Origin of the sequence: Moraxella oculi, from assembly GCF_023336735.1 — a bacterium.
GTDB classification, from domain to species: Bacteria; Pseudomonadota; Gammaproteobacteria; order Pseudomonadales; family Moraxellaceae; genus Moraxella; species Moraxella oculi.
Map to the genome: position 1 here is coordinate 13,854 of NZ_JAMBAQ010000016.1, position 21,851 is coordinate 35,704.

At 45.0% G+C, this 21,851-nt stretch carries 19 protein-coding genes; 9 read left to right on the forward strand and 10 right to left on the reverse strand.

The annotated features are described in order from the left end of the window. Positions 1 to 78: 78 nt before the first annotated feature. A complete protein-coding gene (gene hslO, locus M2R47_RS07735) occupies positions 79 to 966 on the reverse strand; it encodes an Hsp33 family molecular chaperone HslO (RefSeq protein ID WP_249101332.1) in 888 nt (295 codons plus the stop codon). 183 nt (positions 967 to 1,149) lie between these two features. Here hslO and M2R47_RS07740 point away from each other — a divergent pair, with 183 nt between their 5' ends. From M2R47_RS07740 to glmS, 6 genes are all read left to right on the forward strand, one after another. Continuing rightward, entirely contained in the window at positions 1,150 to 2,253 is a 1,104-nt protein-coding gene (locus tag M2R47_RS07740) for an acyl-CoA dehydrogenase family protein (RefSeq protein WP_249101335.1), read from the forward strand. 74 nt (positions 2,254 to 2,327) lie between these two features. Then, positions 2,328 to 3,683, forward strand: coding sequence for an FAD-dependent oxidoreductase (locus M2R47_RS07745; protein WP_249101337.1), 1,356 nt, complete (start codon positions 2,328 to 2,330; stop codon positions 3,681 to 3,683). A 47-nt stretch (positions 3,684 to 3,730) separates the two neighbouring features. Beyond that, positions 3,731 to 5,116: a CmpA/NrtA family ABC transporter substrate-binding protein gene (locus M2R47_RS07750; RefSeq protein ID WP_249101340.1), complete on the forward strand. Its 1,386-nt coding sequence runs from the start codon at positions 3,731 to 3,733 to the stop codon at positions 5,114 to 5,116. A gap of 12 nt (positions 5,117 to 5,128) precedes the next feature. Then, positions 5,129 to 6,010, forward strand: coding sequence for a nitrate ABC transporter permease (gene ntrB / locus M2R47_RS07755; RefSeq protein ID WP_249101343.1), 882 nt, complete (start codon positions 5,129 to 5,131; stop codon positions 6,008 to 6,010). A 12-nt stretch (positions 6,011 to 6,022) separates the two neighbouring features. After that, complete coding sequence (locus M2R47_RS07760; protein ID WP_249101346.1) at positions 6,023 to 6,871, forward strand: ABC transporter ATP-binding protein; 849 nt, start codon at positions 6,023 to 6,025, stop codon at positions 6,869 to 6,871. A gap of 292 nt (positions 6,872 to 7,163) precedes the next feature. Next, positions 7,164 to 9,008, forward strand: coding sequence for a glutamine--fructose-6-phosphate transaminase (isomerizing) (gene glmS / locus M2R47_RS07765; RefSeq protein WP_249101348.1), 1,845 nt, complete (start codon positions 7,164 to 7,166; stop codon positions 9,006 to 9,008). 39 nt (positions 9,009 to 9,047) lie between these two features. Here glmS and M2R47_RS09585 read toward each other — a convergent pair whose 3' ends face one another. The 9 genes from M2R47_RS09585 to rdgB form a co-directional block, all read right to left on the reverse strand. After that, positions 9,048 to 9,764 (reverse strand): CPBP family intramembrane glutamic endopeptidase, encoded by a 717-nt coding sequence (locus M2R47_RS09585; protein WP_249101351.1) that lies wholly within the window; start codon positions 9,762 to 9,764, stop codon positions 9,048 to 9,050. A 423-nt stretch (positions 9,765 to 10,187) separates the two neighbouring features. Next, the gene (locus M2R47_RS07775; RefSeq protein ID WP_249101353.1) at positions 10,188 to 10,427 is read right to left on the reverse strand and encodes a hypothetical protein; all 240 of its coding nucleotides are present in this window, start codon (positions 10,425 to 10,427) and stop codon (positions 10,188 to 10,190) included. 35 nt (positions 10,428 to 10,462) lie between these two features. After that, positions 10,463 to 10,972, reverse strand: a complete 510-nt coding sequence (locus M2R47_RS07780; protein WP_249101355.1) for a hypothetical protein — start codon at positions 10,970 to 10,972, stop codon at positions 10,463 to 10,465. A gap of 256 nt (positions 10,973 to 11,228) precedes the next feature. Continuing rightward, the gene (gene fadA / locus M2R47_RS07785) at positions 11,229 to 12,401 is read right to left on the reverse strand and encodes an acetyl-CoA C-acyltransferase FadA (RefSeq protein WP_249101357.1); all 1,173 of its coding nucleotides are present in this window, start codon (positions 12,399 to 12,401) and stop codon (positions 11,229 to 11,231) included. 40 nt (positions 12,402 to 12,441) lie between these two features. Further along, positions 12,442 to 14,592, reverse strand: a complete 2,151-nt coding sequence (gene fadB / locus M2R47_RS07790) for a fatty acid oxidation complex subunit alpha FadB (RefSeq protein ID WP_249101360.1) — start codon at positions 14,590 to 14,592, stop codon at positions 12,442 to 12,444. Between the two features lie 396 nt (positions 14,593 to 14,988). Then, positions 14,989 to 16,239, reverse strand: a complete 1,251-nt coding sequence (gene clpX, locus M2R47_RS07795) for an ATP-dependent protease ATP-binding subunit ClpX (RefSeq protein WP_249101362.1) — start codon at positions 16,237 to 16,239, stop codon at positions 14,989 to 14,991. Positions 16,240 to 16,248: 9 nt separating this feature from the next. Further along, positions 16,249 to 16,866 (reverse strand): ATP-dependent Clp endopeptidase proteolytic subunit ClpP, encoded by a 618-nt coding sequence (gene clpP / locus M2R47_RS07800; protein WP_249101392.1) that lies wholly within the window; start codon positions 16,864 to 16,866, stop codon positions 16,249 to 16,251. Between the two features lie 148 nt (positions 16,867 to 17,014). After that, a complete protein-coding gene (gene tig / locus M2R47_RS07805; protein WP_249101365.1) occupies positions 17,015 to 18,349 on the reverse strand; it encodes a trigger factor in 1,335 nt (444 codons plus the stop codon). A gap of 392 nt (positions 18,350 to 18,741) precedes the next feature. Continuing rightward, a complete protein-coding gene (rdgB, locus tag M2R47_RS07810) occupies positions 18,742 to 19,395 on the reverse strand; it encodes an RdgB/HAM1 family non-canonical purine NTP pyrophosphatase (RefSeq protein ID WP_418001191.1) in 654 nt (217 codons plus the stop codon). Between the two features lie 145 nt (positions 19,396 to 19,540). Between rdgB and M2R47_RS07815 the strand changes: the two genes are divergently transcribed. From M2R47_RS07815 to M2R47_RS09525, 3 genes are all read left to right on the forward strand, one after another. After that, a complete protein-coding gene (locus M2R47_RS07815; RefSeq protein WP_249101372.1) occupies positions 19,541 to 20,611 on the forward strand; it encodes a YjgN family protein in 1,071 nt (356 codons plus the stop codon). Continuing rightward, complete coding sequence (locus M2R47_RS07820; protein ID WP_249101375.1) at positions 20,583 to 21,638, forward strand: M48 family metallopeptidase; 1,056 nt, start codon at positions 20,583 to 20,585, stop codon at positions 21,636 to 21,638. Before M2R47_RS07815 ends, M2R47_RS07820 begins: the two co-directional genes overlap by 29 nt. 87 nt (positions 21,639 to 21,725) lie before the next feature. Beyond that, positions 21,726 to 21,848 (forward strand): hypothetical protein, encoded by a 123-nt coding sequence (locus tag M2R47_RS09525; protein ID WP_283162939.1) that lies wholly within the window; start codon positions 21,726 to 21,728, stop codon positions 21,846 to 21,848. The last annotated feature ends 3 nt before the right edge of the window (positions 21,849 to 21,851 follow it).

Consider the following 21,851-nt stretch of genomic DNA (forward strand, 5'->3'; position numbering starts at 1 on the left):
GCAACCCCAATCCACCATTCAAACAATTCAATCAAAAAACAAGGTGGGTCAGACCCACCTCATACGGCTCAACACATGTCATGAGAACAGAGTATGAATCGCCTTTTCATCAAAGTCATAAGACGCACCACAGAACCCACAATCCAAAGACAGCCTGCCACCATGAACCTCCAGTGCACGCATGGCCTCTTCATGCCCAAGCTGTAGTATTGCCGCTTCGCTTTTGTCCACTGAGCAAGTACAGCCAAACTCTAATGGCACCACCTCTGGAATGACCACTTCTTCTTCATGATATAAACGATGCAGTATCTCATTAGCACCAAGCTCAGTCAGCTCATCTGCCCTAATGGTGGCGGTCAGGGCTTTCATACGCTCCCACAAATCTGGATCATCTTCACGGTCTTGATCGCTTTGGGGTAATAGCTGTACCAACATACCACCTGCCGCCTGATCATCGGTGGCAATCTTCAATAAGGTTGGAATCTGTGCCGACTGCTTTTGATAGTGTGCCAAGCACTCTGCCAAATCATCACTCACACGCTCCACGATACCCTGATAGGCTTCGCCTTGCTCTGGATGAATGCTGATGAATAGCACACCTTGCCCAAGCTTGCTGAACGCTTGACGACTCGTGGTGATGGTTTGCCATGCGTCATCATCACGAAAGCTTGCCAAAGCTCGCACCTGCCCTGCGTGGTCGCACTCTGCCATCGCCCATGATAAAGGCATGCTGTCATCTGATGAGTGTAGCTGTATTGATAATCTCCCATTGATCTTTAATGTGCCAATGAGTAAGCTTGCCGCCACCAGCATTTCACCCAGCAATGCTTTGATGGCATTGGGGTAGTTTTTTTTGGTGATGACGGTTTGATACGCTTTGGTCAGACGCACCACATCACCACGCACAGGTGAATTTTCAATGAAAAAGCGTTGACGGTATTGGTCTGGCTGCTGGACTGAAATCACGATGATACTTCTTATGTGGCTAAATTTATCCCTATATGGGGGCGGCTTGACAGATTGCAATCATCACCATTTCAATCAGATATGCCAAAATAAAATATACATAGTCTAAAATAGCATAAATTAGCCCCCAATAGGCTGGCTTATAATGTTAGTTCATATTTCAATCACAATATTGAGCCCATCATGAGCCATTCATCTCAACAGTCAAGCGAACTTTTACATCACATCGAAACACTTGCCAAGGCACATCTTACCCCTAAAGTCATCGATATTGATCAAGGCTACTATCCGCTTGCTGAAATGTCAGTTTTGGGAAAAGCTGGTGCATTTTCAAGACATCTGACCGATCACGGTGGAGATTTTGGCACGGCGATTTTGGCGACCGCTAAGATTGCCCAAACCTGTGGTACGACAGGCTTTTTATCTTGGTGTCATCAAGTGTGCGGCCTGTATTTAGACCAGTCTGACAACCTGCTTTTAAAACAGCAATTTCTCGCCAAGCATGCCATCGCCGATCGCTTTGGTGGCACCGCCCTATCCAACCCAATGAAAACCTGGGCAAACATTGAGACAATGATTTTAAAGGCCAAAAAAGACGGACAAGGCTATCGCATCACAGGCACATTGCCATGGATCAGTCACATCGCACCAGATCAGTATTGCGGTGCTGTTGCAGTCCTTGAAGACACAAAAGAGCAGCTATTTTTCCTACTTCAATTCGACGACATGCGAGCAGGAAAATGGCAGCTGCACGCTTGCCCAACCTTTGCAGGAATGGAAGGTTCTAGCACTTGGCGGATTGAACTGAATGATTACCCCATCACCACCGACGACATCATCGCCATGCCCTGCCAAGAATTCATCAAACGCATTCGTGGTGCATTCGTCCTGATGCAGCTGGGCATCGGTGCTGGCATCATCGCTGGAGCGATTGACGACATTCGCCAAGGTACGGCTGTCAGCAACGCCTTTTTAGAAGATCAAGCAGGCACACTTAGCCTTGCTTTGGATAAATTAACAGCCACGACTCTCAAGCTTGCTGAAACGCCTTTTGACACTCATCACGATTTTTTCTTAGATGTACTCAATGTCAGAGAGCAAGGTGCGATGCTATGCCTACAGGCCACACAAGCTGCCATGCTACACCAAGGTGCAAAGGGCTACCTGATGATTGCCAATCCCCAACGCCGTCTGCGTGAAGCACAGTTTGTGGCGATTGTTACCCCTGCGATCAAGCATTTGCGTTATTTATCCCATCAAATCATGAGCGAACCTCAGGTTAGGTAGCTTACTTTTTTAGCATTAATGACAACCAATTCATTTACCAAAAAAAACTGACAACACTCACTAAGGATAACAAAATGATGGCAACTGATGGTCGTGGTGATTGGCGAAAATTCATCTGCTTGGCTTGCGGATATGTTTATGATGAAGAGGTGGGCGATGTTGATGGCGGTTTGCCTGCTGGCACTCGCTTTGAAGACATTCCTGACGACTGGCAGTGTCCGCTGTGTGGTGTGAAAAAAAGCGATTTTGAGCCGTATGAACAGGCAGAAGATGCTGTGCTTGATGTCATAGAGTTCACCGACGATCAAGCAGGCATTGTCATCGTTGGTGCTGGCTTGGCTGGTTGGAGTGTGGTTGAGGCATTGCGTGCGATTGATGACAACATCAATATCACACTCATCAGTGCCGATGATGCTGACCGCTATCACAAACCCATGCTGTCTGCTGCCATCAGCCAACAAAAAACACCAAGCGACTTGGTGCGTACTACAGGCATGGAAGCCGCCAAAGTCGCCAATATCCGCCTAGTTGCCAACACTTTTGTTACCAACATTGATGCCCAGTCTCAGCAAGTGCACACCACGCGTGGTATCATCGGTTATGATGATTTGGTGCTTGCCATTGGTGCTACTCCTGCATACCCACCCACCATCTGCCCCGATTCGGCATGGCACATCAACCATCTACAAAGATTTTCAGGGTTGCAAAATCGCCTAAAAGATGGAAAAAAACACATTGCCATCGTTGGTGCTGGCATGGTTGGTACCGAATTTGCAGAAGATTTAAGACGAGCAGGACACGCAGTAACACTGATTGATGTCAGCACATATCCATTGAGTGCATTATTGCCGAAAGTGGCAGGCGAACGGATTTTGAGTGCCATCGTTGATTTGGGTGTTGATTTCATGGGCGAAACGATGGTGCAGGCGGTTCATCACGATGAGCATGGTCGCACCCTACAACTGATGAACAGCACCGATGGACAAACCCAATCTTTAACAGTTGACGAAATTGTCGTGGCGACTGGCTTGATGATTGATGAACGCCTGCCAATCCGAGCTGGCATCGCATTTGACAGACGCACAGGCATCGTCGTCGACAAAAAAACACTTCAAACAAACATGCCGCATATCTATGCCATTGGCGACAGCATCAGCATAGATGGCGTGCCATGTCGCTATGTCGCCCCACACCGAGCCCAAGCCGCCGCCATTGCAAGCCATATTTTGCAGGGCGTAGGTAATTATGAGCACAAACCGCCAATGATTCGCCTAAAAAACAAAAGCATCGCTGTAACTGCTCATGGTCTGCCAAAAGCTGATGGCAACTGGCATGTTGTCAATGATGACATGAATGAACTGTCTTTGGAAATGCACCAAGATGGGCAAGTCATTGCTAAGGCATTGCTAAAAACACCCATCAAAAGCTGACATGATGCACTCAACATACTTAAAAAGCATGGTTTAAAAAGCAACATATGACCAACATCTTTAGACCTTTTGAACATGATGCACAGCTAGGCTGTTCATGTGGCAAACATCATGATCAATCGACCTGCCCCACAAGCTTGCTTGATGACAAACACAGTCAAGCCAGCCAGATTGAGCAAGCATCGGTTGACTTTGTAGAAGCTGTTGCCATTAAAGCACTGTTCCCGCATGAGCCGACTCGCCGTGCATTTTTGAACAGTGTTGGTAAAGGTGCGGTGATGGCGGCGGTAGCAAGCATTCTGCCCTTATCCTCTCTCCAAGAAGCCGCTGCGATTGATAAGCTTGCCTTAGAAAAAAAAGAGCTGACCATTGGCTTTATCCCCATACTATGTTCCACGCCACTCATCATGGCTGACCCCTTAGGCTATTATGCCGAGCAAGGCATTCGCACCAAACTGGTCAAGCGAGCAGGCTGGGCGTTGATACGAGATCAACTCATGAGTCGCCAGCTAGACGCATCACACTTTTTGGCACCGATGCCATTAGCAATGACTCTTGGTTTAGGGTCTGCCAAACAAGACACTCAAGTCGCCTGTATCCAAAACATCAATGGGCAAGCCTTGGTGATGGCACTCAAACACAAAAACAACCGCAATCCTGCCAACTGGAAAGGCATGACTTTCGCCATTCCCTTTGAACATTCGATGCACAACTACCTGCTAAGATATTTTTTGGCGGAACATGGACTTGACCCTGATAAAGATGTCAAACTTCGCCTAACCACACCACCTGACATGATCGCCAATCTAAGAGCAGGCAATATTGATGGTTTTTTTGGGCCAGAACCGTTCAACCAACGAGCTGTGTGGGATAAGGCAGGCTACATTCATACGCTTAGCCGTGATATTTGGAATGGGCATCCTTGCTGTTCATTTGGCACATCATCAACATTCATTCAACATCACCCAAACAGCTTTTTGGCAATGTACCGAGCAATTTTAAAAGCCAATGTGATGGCAAACCAACCTAACATCAAAAAACAGCTTTCCAAAATCTTAGCACCTGCCAATTATCTCAACCAACCTGAATTGGTCATTCGCCAAAGTCTTACTGGTCGCTTTGCCGATGGTGTGGGTGGTATTCAAGATGTGCCTGATCGCACAGGCTTTGATGCGATGCCATGGCATTCATTGGCGGTTTGGATGATGACACAGATGAAACGCTGGGGTTATCTAAAAGGCGATGTCAACTACCAATCACTCGCCCAACAAATCTTTATGCTCACTGATGCCAAGAGAGAAATGAGTAAATTAGGTTATGAATTTGCTGATGAAAAATCCATTGTTGTGATGGGCAAGAGATTCGACCCCGCCAAACCAGATGACTATCTTAATGGCTTTAACATCAGACGCCAAGCCAAGCAGTTTATATGAGGACAAATCGCCATGTTTGGCAAACTCACACAACAAACCAAAGCCCATTTACTAAGTCTCTTACTCGTCATTAGCATGCTTGGCATTTGGCAAGTGGCGACTTTACCCACCAAAACCACCGCCCCAACCGACCCCATCGCTTTAGAATACGAAGTGCTGATGGGCAACATACCAGAGGGTACGCCAGCTGGTGCGACTTTAAGCACAGTCCAAAGCGACTTTCCCAGCCCAGTCAATTTCGCCAAAATCAGCCTTGAGCATTTATCCGATCCTTTTTATGACAAAGGTCCTAACGATAAAGGCATTGGCATTCAGCTGGCGTATTCAATCGTTCGTGTGTTGGCAGGCTTCATGCTGGCGATGATGGTTGGCATTCCGCTTGGATACTTACTTGGCATCTCTCAAATCGCCAATAAAGCCATCTCTCCTTTCATACAGTTACTCAAACCCATTTCACCGCTTGCGTGGATGCCCATTGCTCTTTATACCATCAAAGATGCCAATCTATCGGCAGTGTTTGTGATTTTTATTTGTTCAATTTGGCCAATGTTGACCAATACCGCCTTTGGCGTAGCCAGTGTTCGCCGTGAATGGCTCAATGTCGCTCGTACCTTAGAAGTAGATGCCTTAACCAAGGCCAGAAAAATCGTCCTGCCAGCCGCCGCCCCAACCATCGTAACAGGCATGCGCATCTCCATGGGCATTGCTTGGCTGGTCATTGTGGCTGCTGAAATGCTCGTAGGTGGCACAGGCATTGGCTATTTTGTATGGAATCAGTGGAATAATCTTTCACTGGGCAATGTGATTTTTGCGGTATTGATGATTGGCTTGGTGGGCATGCTCCTTGATTTGATTTTTGCCAAATTACAAAGAAAAGCCAGCTATACAGAATGATGAGAATTAAAGATGACAGAATCCCTAATCAGTGTCAAAAACCTGACCAAAAGCTTTTCCCAAGATGCCCAAGCCGTTTTTCAGAATGTCAACTTTGACATCAAGAAAAATGAATTCATCTGCCTGATTGGTCATTCTGGCTGTGGAAAATCCACCATCTTAAATTGCCTAGCAGGGCTTGACACACCCACCTCTGGTCAGATACTGATGGAAAACATTCCCATCACAGGCACCAGCTTGGAGCGTGGTATGGTGTTTCAATCACATGCCTTATTGCCCTGGCTGTCGGTCAAGGATAATATCGGCTTCGCCATTGATGCTAAGTTTGGCAAACTGCCCCATCATGACAAAACCGATAAGATTCGCCATTATCTTTCACTGGTTGGTCTAGAATCAGCGATGGATAAGATGCCTTCTGAACTGTCTGGCGGTATGAAACAGCGTGTTGGCATTGCCAGAGCTTTTGCCACCGAACCAAAAATGTTACTGATGGACGAACCCTTTGGTGCATTAGACGCCCTGACACGAGGCATCATTCAAGATGAGCTTGTCAATATTGTCGAAAAAACTCACCAAACCGTCTTTATGATCACTCATGACATTGACGAAGCCATTTTACTTGCTGACCGAATTTTTTTGATGAGTAATGGTCCAAGAGCTGTGCTTGCCGAGATTGTCGTCAATACCATCTCTCACCCAAGAAGTCGTGAAGAGATTCATCATACCCAAGATTATTATCGTATTCGCAATCATCTTTTGGACTTTTTGGTGCATCGCAGTAAAAAACTGCAAGCAGAAACTGACCGACCCAGCACCCCAAAAATCGTCTACCCTGCAAGGGACAACTGGGATTTGTTGTAGCATTTCAATAAATAACATCCCATGCCAGCTGATAATCTTGGACATTTTCACTCCCAAAACTCAACGCTTTTATTAAAGGCATCATGGTCGACTTAGCAACAAGATTTTTAGCAAAACTAAACAATTTACACAAAACGAATGTGATATACTAGCACTCATTTTAACTTTTTGGGTTTGCCAAAAAAATTCACCAAGCTGCCCAACGATTTGGGGTGGCTTATTGGGTGTCTCACGATTGGCTCATCAAGACCATTGATGACTAACTGTATTTTTTGATACTAAGGAACTTTTTGTGTGCGGTATCGTTGGTGGCATTCGCAGCAATGCCAATATTGTAGATTTTTTGACAGACAGCTTAAAACGCTTGGAATATCGTGGCTACGATTCGTCTGGGATTGCTGTATATGGCGAAGCAGAAAACAAAATCAAGCGTGTTCGTCGTGTTGGACGCGTGGCACTCATGGAAGAGGCAGCACGAGCTAAAGGCGTCACAGGGCATATCGGCATCGGTCATACTCGCTGGGCAACGCACGGAGGCGTAACCGAACCAAACGCACATCCACACATTTCAGGCGGAACGATTGCTGTTGTGCATAATGGCATCATTGAAAACTTTGAAGCAGAACGCAATCGCCTAGAAGCATTGGGCTTTGTGTTTGAATCTCAGACAGATACTGAAGTCATCGCTCACAGCATTCATCACGAATACACCCAAAACGGCGGTCATCTATATCGTGCTGTACAAACTGCATGCTCTCGTTTTCAAGGAGCGTATGCCATCGCCGTCATCACGCCTGACGACCCAACACAGATGGTGGTGGCCAGAATGGGCTGTCCATTACTCATCGGATTTGGCGAAAAAGAAGTATTCGTCGCATCAGATGTCTCAGCGGTCGTGTCTTTTACTCGTCAAGTAACCTACCTAGAAGATGGGGACATTGCCATCTTAACAGCCGATGGCATTGACACTTTGATTGACAAAGATGGTAACACGCCACAGCGTCAAATTAAGACCTCTCAGCTATCCCTTGCCAGCCTTGAACTGGGGCCTTATAGCCATTTCATGCAAAAAGAAATCAATGAACAACCAAGAGCGGTTGCTGATACGGCAGAGATCTTCTTAGATGGCGGATTTGTCGCAGAAAATTTTGGCGACATGGCACCACAAATTTTTGATGCCATCACCAGCATTAAAATTCTCGCCTGCGGCACTTCCCACTACGCCGCATTGACAGGCAAATACTGGCTAGAGTCCATCGCCAAAATTCGTTGTGATGTTGAAATCGCCAGTGAATACCGCTATCGTGATGTCATCGCTGACCCAAATGAGCTGATCATCACCATCAGTCAGTCAGGCGAAACGCTAGACACGATGGAAGCCTTGAAATACGCTCAGCAACAAGGGCATGATTACAGCCTATCCATCTGTAATGTCATGGAGTCCGCCCTACCCAGAAACAGCACGCTTGCCATTCACACTCGTGCAGGAGCAGAGATTGGGGTGGCAAGCACCAAGGCGTTCACAACACAACTGGTGATCTTATTTGGTCTGGCAGTAACCCTAGCCAAGATGCGCGGCCATCTCAATGATGACCAACTTGAAAGCCATGGTGAAGCATTGCGTCAGCTCCCTGGTAGCATTCAACACGCTTTGAATCTAGAACCACAGATTGCTACTTGGGCACAAAAATTCGCCACTAAGCCATCGGCTTTATTTTTAGGTCGTGGTATTCACTATCCAATCGCCCTAGAAGGCGCTCTCAAGCTTAAAGAGTTGACTTATATTCATGCCGAAGCTTACCCAGCAGGTGAACTCAAACACGGACCACTAGCATTGGTTGATGAAAACATGCCTGTGGTCGTCATCGCCCCAAATGACAAATTGCTTGATAAGGTCAAGGCAAACATGCAAGAAGTTGGTGCGCGTGGTGGCGAACTGTTTGTGCTGACTGACCTAGATAGCGATTTTGCCGAGACAGATGGGGTGCATGTGATTCGAACACCACGCCATGTCGGGGTATTATCCCCCATCGTGCATACCATTGCCGTACAAATCCTATCTTATCATGTCGCACTGGTACGCGGTACAGATGTCGATAAACCAAGAAATCTGGCAAAATCAGTAACAGTAGAATGACTTCACCATCAAGAGCCATTGCTTAATGGCTCTTCTTTCTCACTCCCCCAGCAAATACAAAGGCAAGGTCAACCCAAACAAATCAAAAAATGAATGTGCCAAAGTGAACGGCAACAACTCATCACTCTTACGACGCAACAACAAGAACACCATACCAAGCGTCGTGATGGTCAAAGCCCCTGCCAAGCCTTGATAAGTATGAAAGGCAAAGCGCACCAATAAAGTCAACACAATTGCCAGTGGCAAATGCTTTTTAGCAGTCAATGCCACAAGCCCAACAAAAAACACCTCTTCATAAAAGCCATTAATCAAAGCAAATAGCAATAAAGACGGCGACCACATACCAAAATGCTCCTCCACACCATACTGCACTTCTGCGGCAGCATAAAGCTGCGGAAAAGCCATGTACTGAAAGGTTTCATAAAGGGTGGCAACCACACTTGCACAAAGAACATACAAAACAGTCTTTGGTATGGTCCAGCGATTAAAGCTAAAATTAAGCTGTTTAAAATCAAATCGACGGTATTTTAAATAACCCCAAGCCACCACCAAAGCCACCAACTCAGTCGCAATGCCTCGCCAATTACCACCGGCATCAAACTCTAATGTCTCTGGGGCAACCTGTCCATGATTGAGCATCCCAATGAAATGTAAGGTTGAATCATAGATGGCAATGCCAAAAAAGACGACTGCCAAGATCACAATATCATGGAAGTACAGTTGCTTGTTCAAATGCGTCATTAACTTGTTACTCACTCATCACCAGTAAAAAAATGCGTTATCTTTACCTCAATGCTTGATTTGAAAAGAACTGGTTTTGCCTCTTAATCAAATCTCTAAACCTCTAGTAAAGATTAGTAAAGGGTATTTTAAAAATATTAGCAACGCTAACATCACAAACATTCTTGTTAGGATACATTGGGTTTAAAGCAGTGTCAGTCATTTTAACCACCTTTATAAGAAACAATTAGGGACTTTAGACATGAAAAAACCCCATGACGAATGAGCCTTGTCGCCAAAATAAAATCTCGGTTAACTTAGAACTCCACCGCCCTTGCGTTTAGGTTAAAAATACAATATTCTTTTTAAAAAAACAAGGACATTATTTGACATTAACCGTGCAATATCCGTCGCCTGCCATAATCAAATTTGCTTTCAATAACTTTCACACATAATCACTCATCGCATGGCTGAAACCAAATTTGCATTTCCAATGAATTTTGGAAACTCCACAGATTCGCCGTTGGCTAAACTGCCGATGTACGCTTGCAATTCTTCGTCTGTAATGTGTAGCCCTGTTGCCTTGTAGCGTCTTAACGCTTCCAAGCCTGCTGACTCAAATGCTGTTTGTTCAGCTTGTTTTGCCAATTCCTGACGAGTTAACTCCAAATCAAAATCATGAGTCAATACCGCTGACATAACAATCAAATACTAACAAAAAAACTGACAAGCGATTACTTAATGCGTACACGATACTTGACAGCAGCCGTCGCTCCAATACCAACATCCTCGATTGTCCATCGCAATGCTTTATAGTAGCTTAATGGAACTTCCTGTATCTGCCCATTAACCCTGGTGCGAATCGGCATGTTGACAAATCGCTGACCATCAACACTGGCTCGAACGATTGCAGGCTCTACCATGCCAATAAGCTCTGCCTCTTTAGGAATGCTAAGTGTGATAGTCATGCTACGCAAACGGTTGGCGTTATGATTGGTGTACAACCCTTGGTACTCGATCACATCACCATGAACCACATTATCATTGGTTGTCAATGGCTGTAAAGTTTCCTTACCAGCAGCGTCAGTACGCACCAAAAAAGCATGCAACTTGGCATCAATCTCTGGATTGACTTGGCTGACTTGAGCGTTTGGAAGTTGTGCATCACTTGGCGTTGGCAACATGGCATTGGCTGCCGAGACTGTCATCACCATCACAGCCAAAAATATGCGATGCAATTTCATAAGCTTTTCCTCATCAATTAGTAATAGTAAGACACGATTGAAGACCAATCGCCAAATGGTTGATGTCTGATTTTTTCTTATCATAGCATGAAATCAGCATCAAAACATATTAAAATTGTATCATAAGCAATGCCCATCTGTGTGATCTTGTTGCCTAATGACACACGCCAACATCATCACACCGCCTCTCATCTTGGCCACCAAGTCATTCATAAAAAGCCATTGATCATCAATGGCTTTTTTCAATTCAAATGGATTAAACACGCTCAATGATGGTGGCGATGCCCTGACCTAGGCCAATACACATCGTTGCAAGCCCCAGCTGGGTGTCTTGTTGCTCCATAACATTAAGCAGCGTGGTGGTGATGCGAGCTCCTGAACAGCCAAGCGGATGCCCTAAAGCAATGGCACCGCCATTGTGATTGACAATGTCTTGTCTGTCGTACAGATCCAAGCCTTTTAGCACAGACAGGCCTTGAGCGGCGAATGCCTCATTAAGCTCAATCGTCTGGATATCAGACAGATTTACTCCAGCACGCTTCAATGCCTTTTGGGTGGCTGGCACAGGACCGTAGCCCATGATGGCGGCATCACAGCCTGCCACAGCCATACCACGAATGCGAGCTCTTGGTCGCAAACCAAGCTCTTTTGCCTTAGACGCACTCATCACAAGCATTGCCGATGCACCGTCAGACAATGCTGATGCTGTGCCTGCCGTTACCGTACCGTTAGCTGGGTCAAAGACAGGTTTTAGTTTTTGTAGGCTTTCAATGTTAGCATCAAAACGAATCACTTCATCTGTCAGGCAAAGCTGCAAATTACCTGCATCATCATGACCCTCAACACCTACGATTTCATTATCAAAACGACCTTCAGCAGTAGCCTTGGCGGCTTTTAGATGTGAATTTAGGGCAAATTCATCTTGTTCTTGACGAGTGATGCCGTTAAGCCTGCCTAGCATTTCTGCAGTCAGACCCATCATATTCGATGCTTTGGCAACACGCTTGGAAGCGCTTGGATTGATGTCTACGCCATGCATCATTGCCACATGCCCCATATGCTCCACACCGCCAATGATGAACACATCGCCTTGATGAGTCATGATTTGAGCCGCTGCGGTATGCAGTGCTTGCATGGAAGAGCCGCACAGACGATTGACAGTCTGAGCAGCCACATGCTTGGGGATACCTGCCAACAGACTGGCATGCCTGGCAATATTCCAGCCTTGTTCTAAAGTCTGGTTCACACAGCCCCAGATCACATCTTCAAGCACATCAGCATCCAAGTCATTACGATCAATCAATGCTTTCATCAGTTCGGCTGAAAGTACCTCAGCACGCACATTACGAAACATGCCATTTTTCGATTTACCCATCGCTGTTCGCACGCCATCAACGATGACCACATCTTTTGGGGATAAAGTTGTCATGATTTTTCCTTAAAATTTATTTTTAGCCATCGGTGTTCAATCAGTAAAAAGTCTTGCCCTGCTGCACCATTTCACGCAACAACGCTGGTGCCTCATAGGCTTTGCCCAGATGTGCATATTCATCGCACAACGCCACAAAATTGACCACACCTATTTGATCAATGTATCTGCAAGGACCACCACGGAACGGTGGAAATCCAAGCCCTAACAGCATCGCCATATCAGCTTCGGCAGGTGTCGCTACAATACCATCTTCTAGGCAGCGTACCGTCTCATTACAAAATGCCACCATCAAGCGATCGATGATTTGCTGATCGTCAAACTCTGCTTGGGCATCTTGCACACTTGTCAGCAGTTCATAGACATGACCATCTGATGTTTTTTTAAGCTTGCCTTTTTTATCAAGCTCGTATTTGTAGAAACCCAAGCCATTTTTTTGACCCAAGCGATTGTTTGCAAACATCACATCAGTCGCTGTCTTGTAGTCAGGCTTCATGCGATCAGGAAAACCCTCCGCCATCACTTGGCTAGCATGCACGCCTGTATCAATACCAACCACATCCAACAAGTAAGCAGGACCCATCGGCCAGCCAAATCTCTCCATCACCTTGTCAATCTTGGCAAAATCCGCTCCATGCTTGACCAGCAAATCAAACGCACCAAAATACGGAAACAGCACACGATTCACCAAAAATCCTGGGCAATCGTTAACAACAATGGGTGTTTTACCCATCTTTTGGGCAAGAGCAACCGTGGTTGCCACTGCTTCATTGCTCGATTTTTCACCACGAATGATCTCAACCAGTGGCATGCGATGCACAGGATTAAAAAAGTGCATGCCTACAAAATTTTCTGGGCGTTTGAGATTTTCGGCCAATTTGGTAATACTAATGGTTGAAGTATTTGATGCCAAAATGGCACTCTCTTTCATGACACTTTCTGCCTCAGCGAGTACAGATTTTTTCACTTGTTCATTTTCAACAACCGCCTCAATGATGATGTCAGGTGCTGAAAAGTCGCCATAATTTAAGGTTGGGCGAATACGACCAAGTACCTCCCCCATCTTAGCTGGCGTTGATTTGCCACGCTCAATTTCTTTGGATAACAGCTTGGTTGCCTCACTCATGCCCAAATCAAGCTGTTGGGATTTGATGTCTTTCATGATGATGGACAGACCCTTAGCGGCTGCTTGATGGGCAATGCCACCACCCATGATGCCCGCCCCCAGTACCGCCATCTCATCAATGTCATGGGCATCTTTGCTATGATCTTTAGCGATTTTTTTCACCGCTTGATCATTTAAGAACACACCAACCAACGCTTGAGCTTGTGGCGTCTTAGCCGCTTTTACAAAGCCCTCCACTTCCACTTTGATGGCATCATCACGGGTGAGATTGGCATGCTTTTCGATGGTTTGTACCGCCAATGCGATGGCAGGATAATGTTTTGGGTTGGCTTTGGTGAAAATCACGCCCTTAGCAGCATTGAACGCCATTGCTTGTTCAAGCTGGCTTAGGCGTACAGGATTGATTTTCTCTTGGCGTTTGACTTGCCAATCAAAATCACCAGCGATACATTTTTTAACCAAATCAATCGCCGATTGCTCAACCTGATCATCAGCCACCACAGCATCGACCAAGCCCATCTTTAAGGCGGCATCTGGGCGAATATGATTACCTGTGGCGATGATTTCTAGCGCATTGTCCACGCCTACGACACGAGGGGTACGCACCGAACCGCCAAATCCTGGAAAAATACCCAGTTTTGTTTCAGGAAGACCCACTTGACCTGATGCACCAATCACACGATATTCACACACCAAACTCATCTCAAAGCCGCCGCCTAAGGCTGCACCGTTAATGGCAGCGATTTTAGGGAATGGCAAATCCTCAAAACGATTGAATGTCTGATTAATGTTCAGCAGCCAAGCGGTCAACTCTTCTTCTGGGCGTTCAAAATGCGACACAAACTCCGTGATGTCCGCCCCTGCAATAAAGACTTTTTTACCAGAAGTGACGATCAGACCCTGAATATCATCTCGATTTTCAAGCAACGAAACCACTTCAGCAAATTCAGCATTCGTCGCTGCGTCAAATTTATTGATTGATTCTGATGGATTGTCAAAACACAAATTGGCGATACCATTCGCCAATGAAACAGACAAGCTGTTGCCATTATAAATCTCAGTCATTACCTTTTCCTTTTATCATGAATAATTGAATGCCAGCAATCATCACTTAGCCAATTTAATATAACAAAATTTTCATCACTTGGGGTGGAAAATTTTTTAAAATTGACCAATGGGTCATGACAGGTGCTTTCGCATCAATTTCATACACAACCAACGCAATCACACCCATGAACCAGCATTCGACATCCACACCTTGTTGCGTTTGACAAGGGCTGGCATGCCTGCGTTTTTATCAACACCATTGCAATATTGTAAGAGCCAATCTCATCTCTCAATGTTTTAAAATCTCAATCAGCATGGCCCAAAAAAGCATGTTAAAGCTTGACATCTTAATGAAATGAAATTAAAAAACCAAGTCTGCAAGCAAACTTGGTTTGATGAACTTAGCAAAACAACTCACGACATTCGTGGTGTTTCACCATCTTCAATCACCGATTTGGTTACCTCAACCTCTTTCACATCATTCATGCTCGGCAACTCATACATGGTATCAAGCAATGCACTTTCAATGATGGAACGCAATCCCCTTGCACCTGTTTTACGCTTCATCGCTTTTTTGGCGATGGCAGTCAAGGCCTCTTCATCAAAGGATAATTTCGCCCCTTCCATCTCAAACAAATATTGATATTGTTTTGTCAAGGCATTTTTTGGTTCTGTTAAAATCCGTACCAATGCCGCCTCATCCAATTCATCCAGTGTGGCAATGACAGGCAAACGACCGATGAACTCTGGAATGATACCAAATTTCACCAAATCCTCTGGCTCAACCTCACGGAACAACTCACTGACTTTTGCCTCTGATTGTGCCTTGACAGTGGCATTAAAACCCATGCCTGTGGTTTCGGTACGCTGCTGAATGATTCGATCAAGGCCTGCAAACGCACCACCAACGATGATCAGAATGTTACTTGTGTCCACCTGTATCATCTCTTGGCGTGGGTGTTTACGACCTCCTTGCGGCGGAATGCTTGCTACCGTACCCTCAATAATCTTCAATAATGCTTGTTGCACGCCTTCACCAGAGACATCTCGGGTAATGGAAGGATTTTCGGATTTACGGGTGATTTTATCAATCTCATCGATGAAAATGATGCCTCTTTGGGTACGCTCAATGTCGTAATCGGCAGCCTGTAGCAATTTTTGAACAATGTTTTCCACATCTTCGCCCACATAGCCCGCCTCCGTCAAAGTGGTGGCATCAGCCATCGCAAAAGGAACATCTAGTAACCGTGCTAGGGTTTGTGCCAACAAAGTCTTGCCAGAGCCTGTAGGGCCGATCAGCATGATATTGCTCTTAGCCAGCTCGACTTGATCACCATTTAATGTGCCTTTTTGCTCGGATTTTAGACGCTTGTAGTGATTATAAACCGCCACGGACAAGGCTTTTTTAGCAGCATCTTGACCGATGACATACTCATCAAGATGGGCTCTTAACTCCTTTGGTGTCGGTAGCTTTGCATTTTCCCACGCATTGACCTGCTTGTCATTGTCGGTCGTCTCTTTATCGTTGTCAATGCCCGCATCAGCGAGCATATCGCCACAAGCCAAGATACACTCGTTACAAATGGTCGCACCCTTACCTGTGATGAGTTTTTTAACCTCACTTTTTTTCTTACCGCAAAATGAGCATTTTTTTAGATCGGTCATACGCACTCCTTACAGATTTGATGGGCGTTTATCAAGCACCACATCAACCAAGCCGTATTCTTTTGCTTGCTCGGCACTCATGAAGTTATCACGGTCAGTATCCTTCTCCAAGCGTTCAACAGGCTGTCCTGTGTGTTCAGCAAGCAACTGGTTAAGCTTGGCTTTTAGCTGAATGATTTCTCGTGCATGAATCTCAATATCAGAGGCTTGACCGCGGAATCCACCTAACGGCTGATGAATCATGATACGACTGTTGGCAAGAGCATATCGCTTGCCTTTTTCTCCTGCTGACAACAAGAATGAACCCATGCTCGCTGCCTGTCCCATACAAATGGTTGAAACATGCGGCTTGATGAAATTCATCGTATCATAAATTGCCATGCCAGCCGTTACCACACCGCCTGGCGAATTGATATACAAATGGATGTCTTTTTCTGGATTATCCGCCTCCAAAAACAAAAGTTGGGCGACAATGAGATTTGCCATGCCATCTTCAACCTGACCTGTCAGGAAAATCACTCGCTCACGCAGTAGGCGAGAGAAGATATCAAATGAGCGTTCACCACGACCAGACTGCTCAATTACCATCGGCACCAAAGCGTTCTGCGGAGCGTGATAACTGTCCATCAGTTGATCATAAAAAGGATTGTGTTTCATGTCATTCATGGATTTTTTCCAAAAAAATATTAAAATAATGCTTATTTTACCATCAAATAAACAAATACCCCAAACATTGCTGGGGTATTTTTATGATTTTATTGTAAGCAAAAGACACTTAGAACTGTGCTTGCTGCACTGCCGCCAATAAATCTTGATAGTTAACTTCCTTATCCGTTACCTTACCTTGGCTAAGCAGATAATCCACCACTTGATCTTCTAATACCACAGACTCAATACCAGCACGCTGCTGTTTGTCATTGGTATAAAAATCAATCACCTCTTGTGGGTCTTCATAGTTTTCAGCAGCTTCACTGATGAATGCCGTCACACGATCTTGATCAACTTCAATGTTTTGTTGCTCAATGATTTGGCTGACAAGCACGCCCAAACGCACTGCACGCAACGCTTGATCTTCAAACAACTCATTTGGCAACATGTCCGCACCAAAGCTGTTTGGATTGGCACCAAACTGCTGGGCAAAACGCTGCAACATTTGCTCACGCTGACGATTGATTTCTTGGTCCAGCATGGCTTTTGGCACATCAAATTCATTTTTTTCAAGTAACGCATCAAAAGCTGCTTGCTTCACTTGGTTACGGCCTGCGTTTTTGATTTCACGCTCCATGTTCTTACGAACATCGGCTTTTAGCTTATCAAGACCGCCCTCTTTCACACCAAATAACTCAAAGAATTCTTCGTTCAATTCTGGTAACTTAGGTGCTTTAATTTCTTTAACACTGATTTTAAAATCAGCTTCTTTACCTTGTAGGTTTTCAGCCTGATAGTCTGCTGGGAAAGTAACCTTGATGGTCTTTTCTTCGCCAGCTTTCATGCCCTTCATGCCATCTTCAAAGCCAGGAATCATACGACCTGAACCAATGATTAAACGATAGTTTTCAGCAGTGCCACCTTCGAATTTCTCGCCATCAATCGTACCTTCAAAATCGAAAGTCGCTTCATCGCCATCTTCCAAAGCACCCTCTTTAGCTTCGAAAGTTTGGCGTTGCTTTTGTAAGTTCTCAATCATGACATCAACATCTTCGTCTGAGACGGTGGCTGTTTGACGCTCCACTTCAATCTCAGTCAGACCTTGCACCGTTACCTCTGGGAAAGTCTCAACGGTGGCTTGGTATACCAAAAAGTCATTTTCAAGCTTGACATCATCAATGTTCGGCACACCAACAGCACGCACCTTTCTCTCACTCATCGCTTCAAATACAGTATCACGAATCACATCGTTAATCACTTCTTGCTGGATACCTGCTCCGTACTGTGCACGAATATGACTTACTGGCACTTTACCTTTGCGAAAGCCGTCGATTTTGGCGGTTTTGGCTAAGCTGCGAATGCGACTTTCTACTTTGTTTTGAATGGTACCAACTGGCACTTTTACGGTCAATTGGGTCTCTTTGTCAGACAGTACATTGACTGCGATGTCTAGATTACTCATGGTGATTACCTTTAAAAAAATTATTAAAAATCAATTACTTAAAATAACGATATAAGTCCAAGCTGGCAATGACTGCCATAAAATTCTTAAAAGACAGTCATTATAGCTTTTTTCCATAAAAATGACAAGCAAAAGGCAAGTCGCCAGCAAGATACTCCTCCAACCAAAAGCAACCTGACGCACCAACAACCAATTGCCAAACGCATCTCCCAGCTGGCTAAGTCAAGAGTCTATAAAGTCTGCGAACATAATAAGGAGTGGCGATTGATAAAATTGTTACGGCCAAAGCCAACATGAATGATGAGTCAATTGGCATGTTTTTAAATCGCCACAGATAAAAAATCAATTGATATCAAGCGTTTTTCATTCAACACATGGCTTTTACCCATGACTTACCGACAAAGCCCTTGGTTCGCCAACATTGTCATCAAAGAATGCAGCGCCTGCCCACGATGGCTGATTTGATTTTTTTGTATTTTATCAAGTTGGGCTGAGGTTTTTTGTAATTTTGGCAACCAAAAAATTGGGTCGTAGCCAAAGCCATGCTCCCCTTTTGGCTCAGAGATGATCTGACCGTGCCACAAGCCTTGGGATATGATGGGTAAGGGGTCATCTTGATGACGAACAAGCACTAACACGCAGACAAAGACAGCCTCCACTTTCTCGCCTCGCTCAAAATAACTCCCCAGCTCTTGAATGAGCTTTTCATTATTGGCGATGTCATTGCCATGCTCGCCTGCAAAGCGTGCCGAATATATCCCCGGCAAATTACCTAAAACAGGCACGCACAGCCCACTGTCATCAGCGATGGCAGGCAATCCACTTTGAGCACTCGCATGGCGAGCTTTGATGATGGCATTCTCAATAAATGACTGCCCATCTTCTATGGCATCAGTAATACCAAGATTCCCTTGTGGCACAATGCTGATACCCAAATTTTGAGCATCAAACAAGCTTTGAAATTCAGCAAGCTTACCTTGATTATTACTTGCCAATACGATTTTTTGTAAGTCTAGCATAGCATCACCAAAACAGTGGGGTTGCATTCATTTTAACACAGTTTTGATGACAGTTTTTACCAAAATGACACGCTCATCACGACAAAATCGTTATTTATTTTTAACAGATTTGCTGATACAATGTAACTAAAAACATACAATTGTTGACAATATCACTCATGGATTTTTCATCATGACAGAACAGATCTCACCACTCCCAACTCAAACGCATTCTCACACATCACCATCAACCAACCCCCCAACCATGCATCGATTTAGTTTTCATGGAGATGGCACCAGTTACTTTCAGATATGGATTGTCAATCTACTTTTAACCATCATCACACTAGGCATCTATGCACCATGGGCGAAAGTGCGTCGTCTGCGATATTTTTATGGCAACACTCAAATTGATGGACGAGGTTTTGATTTCACCGCCAACCCAAAACGCATTTTAATGGGGCGGCTCATCGCTCTTGGTCTGTATGCGGCAATCAGTATTTTTGATGTTTTTCTACCTACGGTTGCCTTAGCAGGCTTGCTGTTCATCTTGATTGCCATGCCATGGATCATTCGCTCAACCATGAGATTCATGGCAAGAAATAGCCAATATAATAATGTACATTTTGGGTTTGGTGGTGGACTGGGCAAGCTGTATCTGATCGCCATTGGGACATTTTTGATGAGTGTGCTGAGTGCTGGCTTATTATCACCGCTTGGGTTTTGGTTGTTTAAGCGTTACCAATTTGATAATACTTATTTTGGGCGGTTAAAGTTCGGGTTTCATTCAACCATTCTTGACTTCTATAAAGCACTGTGCCTGCCCATGCTCTTGTTAGCCTTGATGGTGATTGGTATGTTCACCATTATTACTGGCATGTTTTTTGATGAAATTGTTGATGACATGATCATCATGGTCATGGCGGCATTTTATGTGGCATTGTTGTTCATCATACCAGTTATAAAAGGGTTTTTACATCAAATCGTTTGGGGAAAGCTGACACTTGGCGATAATCAATTCAAACTGGTCAATTTTAGCATTCTAAAATTCAGCTTCATTCATCTGACCAACCAAATTGTCATTGTACTGTCTTTAGGGCTGCTCTACCCATGGGCGGTGGTGCGTATGCATCGCTATAAAGTGCAAACATTATGCTTCATGGCAGTCGATGATTTTGAAAGACTGACTACGCCCCATGCAGACAATATATCCCCTGTGGGCGAGGAAATCAGTGATGTCTTTGATCTTGATGTTTCATGGTGAGCCTACAATGACCAGCACCATTCGCTATTTTGATGGGCGGATAAGCACACCACACCCTGCCCATATCCACCCAGTGTATTATCAAGGCGTGCTTGATGGCTTTGTCATCACCTGGAAAGATACCTCAAACACCCAGCAACAAAAACGCCATTTTCCCAAAGATTATGAATATCTGCCTGCCGTTGACAAAGCACCGCACGCTTTAATCATGTCAGATGGATCTAAGATTGAGTTTTTGGGCAAGCCGCCTGACTGGCTACCTTTACATCATCAAAAGCTATTTAGCCAAGTCAGTCATATGGAAAAACATTGGAAATGGGTCGCAGTAGGAATTGCTGTCATGTGCGTACTTGTAGTTGGGTTATATCGCTTTGGCATACCCTTAGCTGCACATCACATTGCCCATTCACTGCCTCACGACATATTAATGGAGATTGGCGACAGCGGGGAGAATGAAGTGTTGGAAATGACGACCCAGAGCATCATCTCACAAAAACGCCAAGACGCAATCACCGCCTTATACCACAAACTCGACCCCAATCCAAAAGCCAAAATACTCATACGCGGTGGTGGCGAACTTGGCATGAATGCCGTTGCCATTGCCAACAATACCATCGTCATCACTGATGAACTCATCATACTTAGCCATCATGATGATGAAATCCTTGCCGTACTAGCCCATGAACAAGGTCATCTGACACATCGCCATACCCTAGAAAAGGCCATCAGCAGTCTGGGCGTAGGGGCCTTGATTTTTGTGGCGACAGGCGATGTCAACAGCCTACTCTTAACATTACCCAGCTTGCTAACTTTCGCTCATTATTCCCAACAAGCCGAACTTGAAGCGGACAAATTCGCCATTGATGAATTAAAACGCCTTGGTATCTCGCCAATACACCTTGCCAATATTCTTGAAAGAATGAGTAAAGATGCCAAGCATTCGCATTGGTCAATGCCATCAACTCACCCAACAACAGAACAAAGAATCAAACAAGTCAAGCAAAACATGGACTCGCCCAGCCATTAATCTGTGTTGATAAGACAAGCATCACCCCCATCATGAAACACGCCCCAAACATGAGGTTGATGGCATTTTTGGCTTGGTGCGTACAACATGAGTGATGACAGGCTTAATTGGGCAGTCATGACCAGTCAGCCGATGTCAATCTTATTGAATGACCAGTCAGACCACCCAAGCATTCTTGATGCCACTGCTTTTACGGCAACACCCTCATGACAA

Excerpts from the sequence above, each read along its gene's own strand:
- M2R47_RS07740 (WP_249101335.1), top strand. The coding sequence starts at position 1,150 with ATGAGCCATTCATCTCAACAGTCAAGCGAACTTTTACATCACATCGAA.
- clpX (WP_249101362.1), bottom strand. The coding sequence starts at position 16,239 with ATGACCGATCTAAAAAAATGCTCATTTTGCGGTAAGAAAAAAAGTGAG.
- M2R47_RS07745 (WP_249101337.1), top strand. The coding sequence starts at position 2,328 with ATGATGGCAACTGATGGTCGTGGTGATTGGCGAAAATTCATCTGCTTG.
- clpP (WP_249101392.1), bottom strand. The coding sequence starts at position 16,866 with ATGGACAGTTATCACGCTCCGCAGAACGCTTTGGTGCCGATGGTAATT.
- M2R47_RS07815 (WP_249101372.1), top strand. The coding sequence starts at position 19,541 with ATGACAGAACAGATCTCACCACTCCCAACTCAAACGCATTCTCACACA.
- tig (WP_249101365.1), bottom strand. The coding sequence starts at position 18,349 with ATGAGTAATCTAGACATCGCAGTCAATGTACTGTCTGACAAAGAGACC.
- M2R47_RS07750 (WP_249101340.1), top strand. The coding sequence starts at position 3,731 with ATGACCAACATCTTTAGACCTTTTGAACATGATGCACAGCTAGGCTGT.
- M2R47_RS07780 (WP_249101355.1), bottom strand. The coding sequence starts at position 10,972 with ATGAAATTGCATCGCATATTTTTGGCTGTGATGGTGATGACAGTCTCG.
- rdgB (WP_418001191.1), bottom strand. The coding sequence starts at position 19,395 with ATGCAACCCCACTGTTTTGGTGATGCTATGCTAGACTTACAAAAAATC.
- fadB (WP_249101360.1), bottom strand. The coding sequence starts at position 14,592 with ATGACTGAGATTTATAATGGCAACAGCTTGTCTGTTTCATTGGCGAAT.
- M2R47_RS07820 (WP_249101375.1), top strand. The coding sequence starts at position 20,583 with ATGTCTTTGATCTTGATGTTTCATGGTGAGCCTACAATGACCAGCACC.
- M2R47_RS07775 (WP_249101353.1), bottom strand. The coding sequence starts at position 10,427 with ATGTCAGCGGTATTGACTCATGATTTTGATTTGGAGTTAACTCGTCAG.
- M2R47_RS09525 (WP_283162939.1), top strand. The coding sequence starts at position 21,726 with ATGAGTGATGACAGGCTTAATTGGGCAGTCATGACCAGTCAGCCGATG.
- M2R47_RS07760 (WP_249101346.1), top strand. The coding sequence starts at position 6,023 with ATGACAGAATCCCTAATCAGTGTCAAAAACCTGACCAAAAGCTTTTCC.
- fadA (WP_249101357.1), bottom strand. The coding sequence starts at position 12,401 with ATGACAACTTTATCCCCAAAAGATGTGGTCATCGTTGATGGCGTGCGA.
- ntrB (WP_249101343.1), top strand. The coding sequence starts at position 5,129 with ATGTTTGGCAAACTCACACAACAAACCAAAGCCCATTTACTAAGTCTC.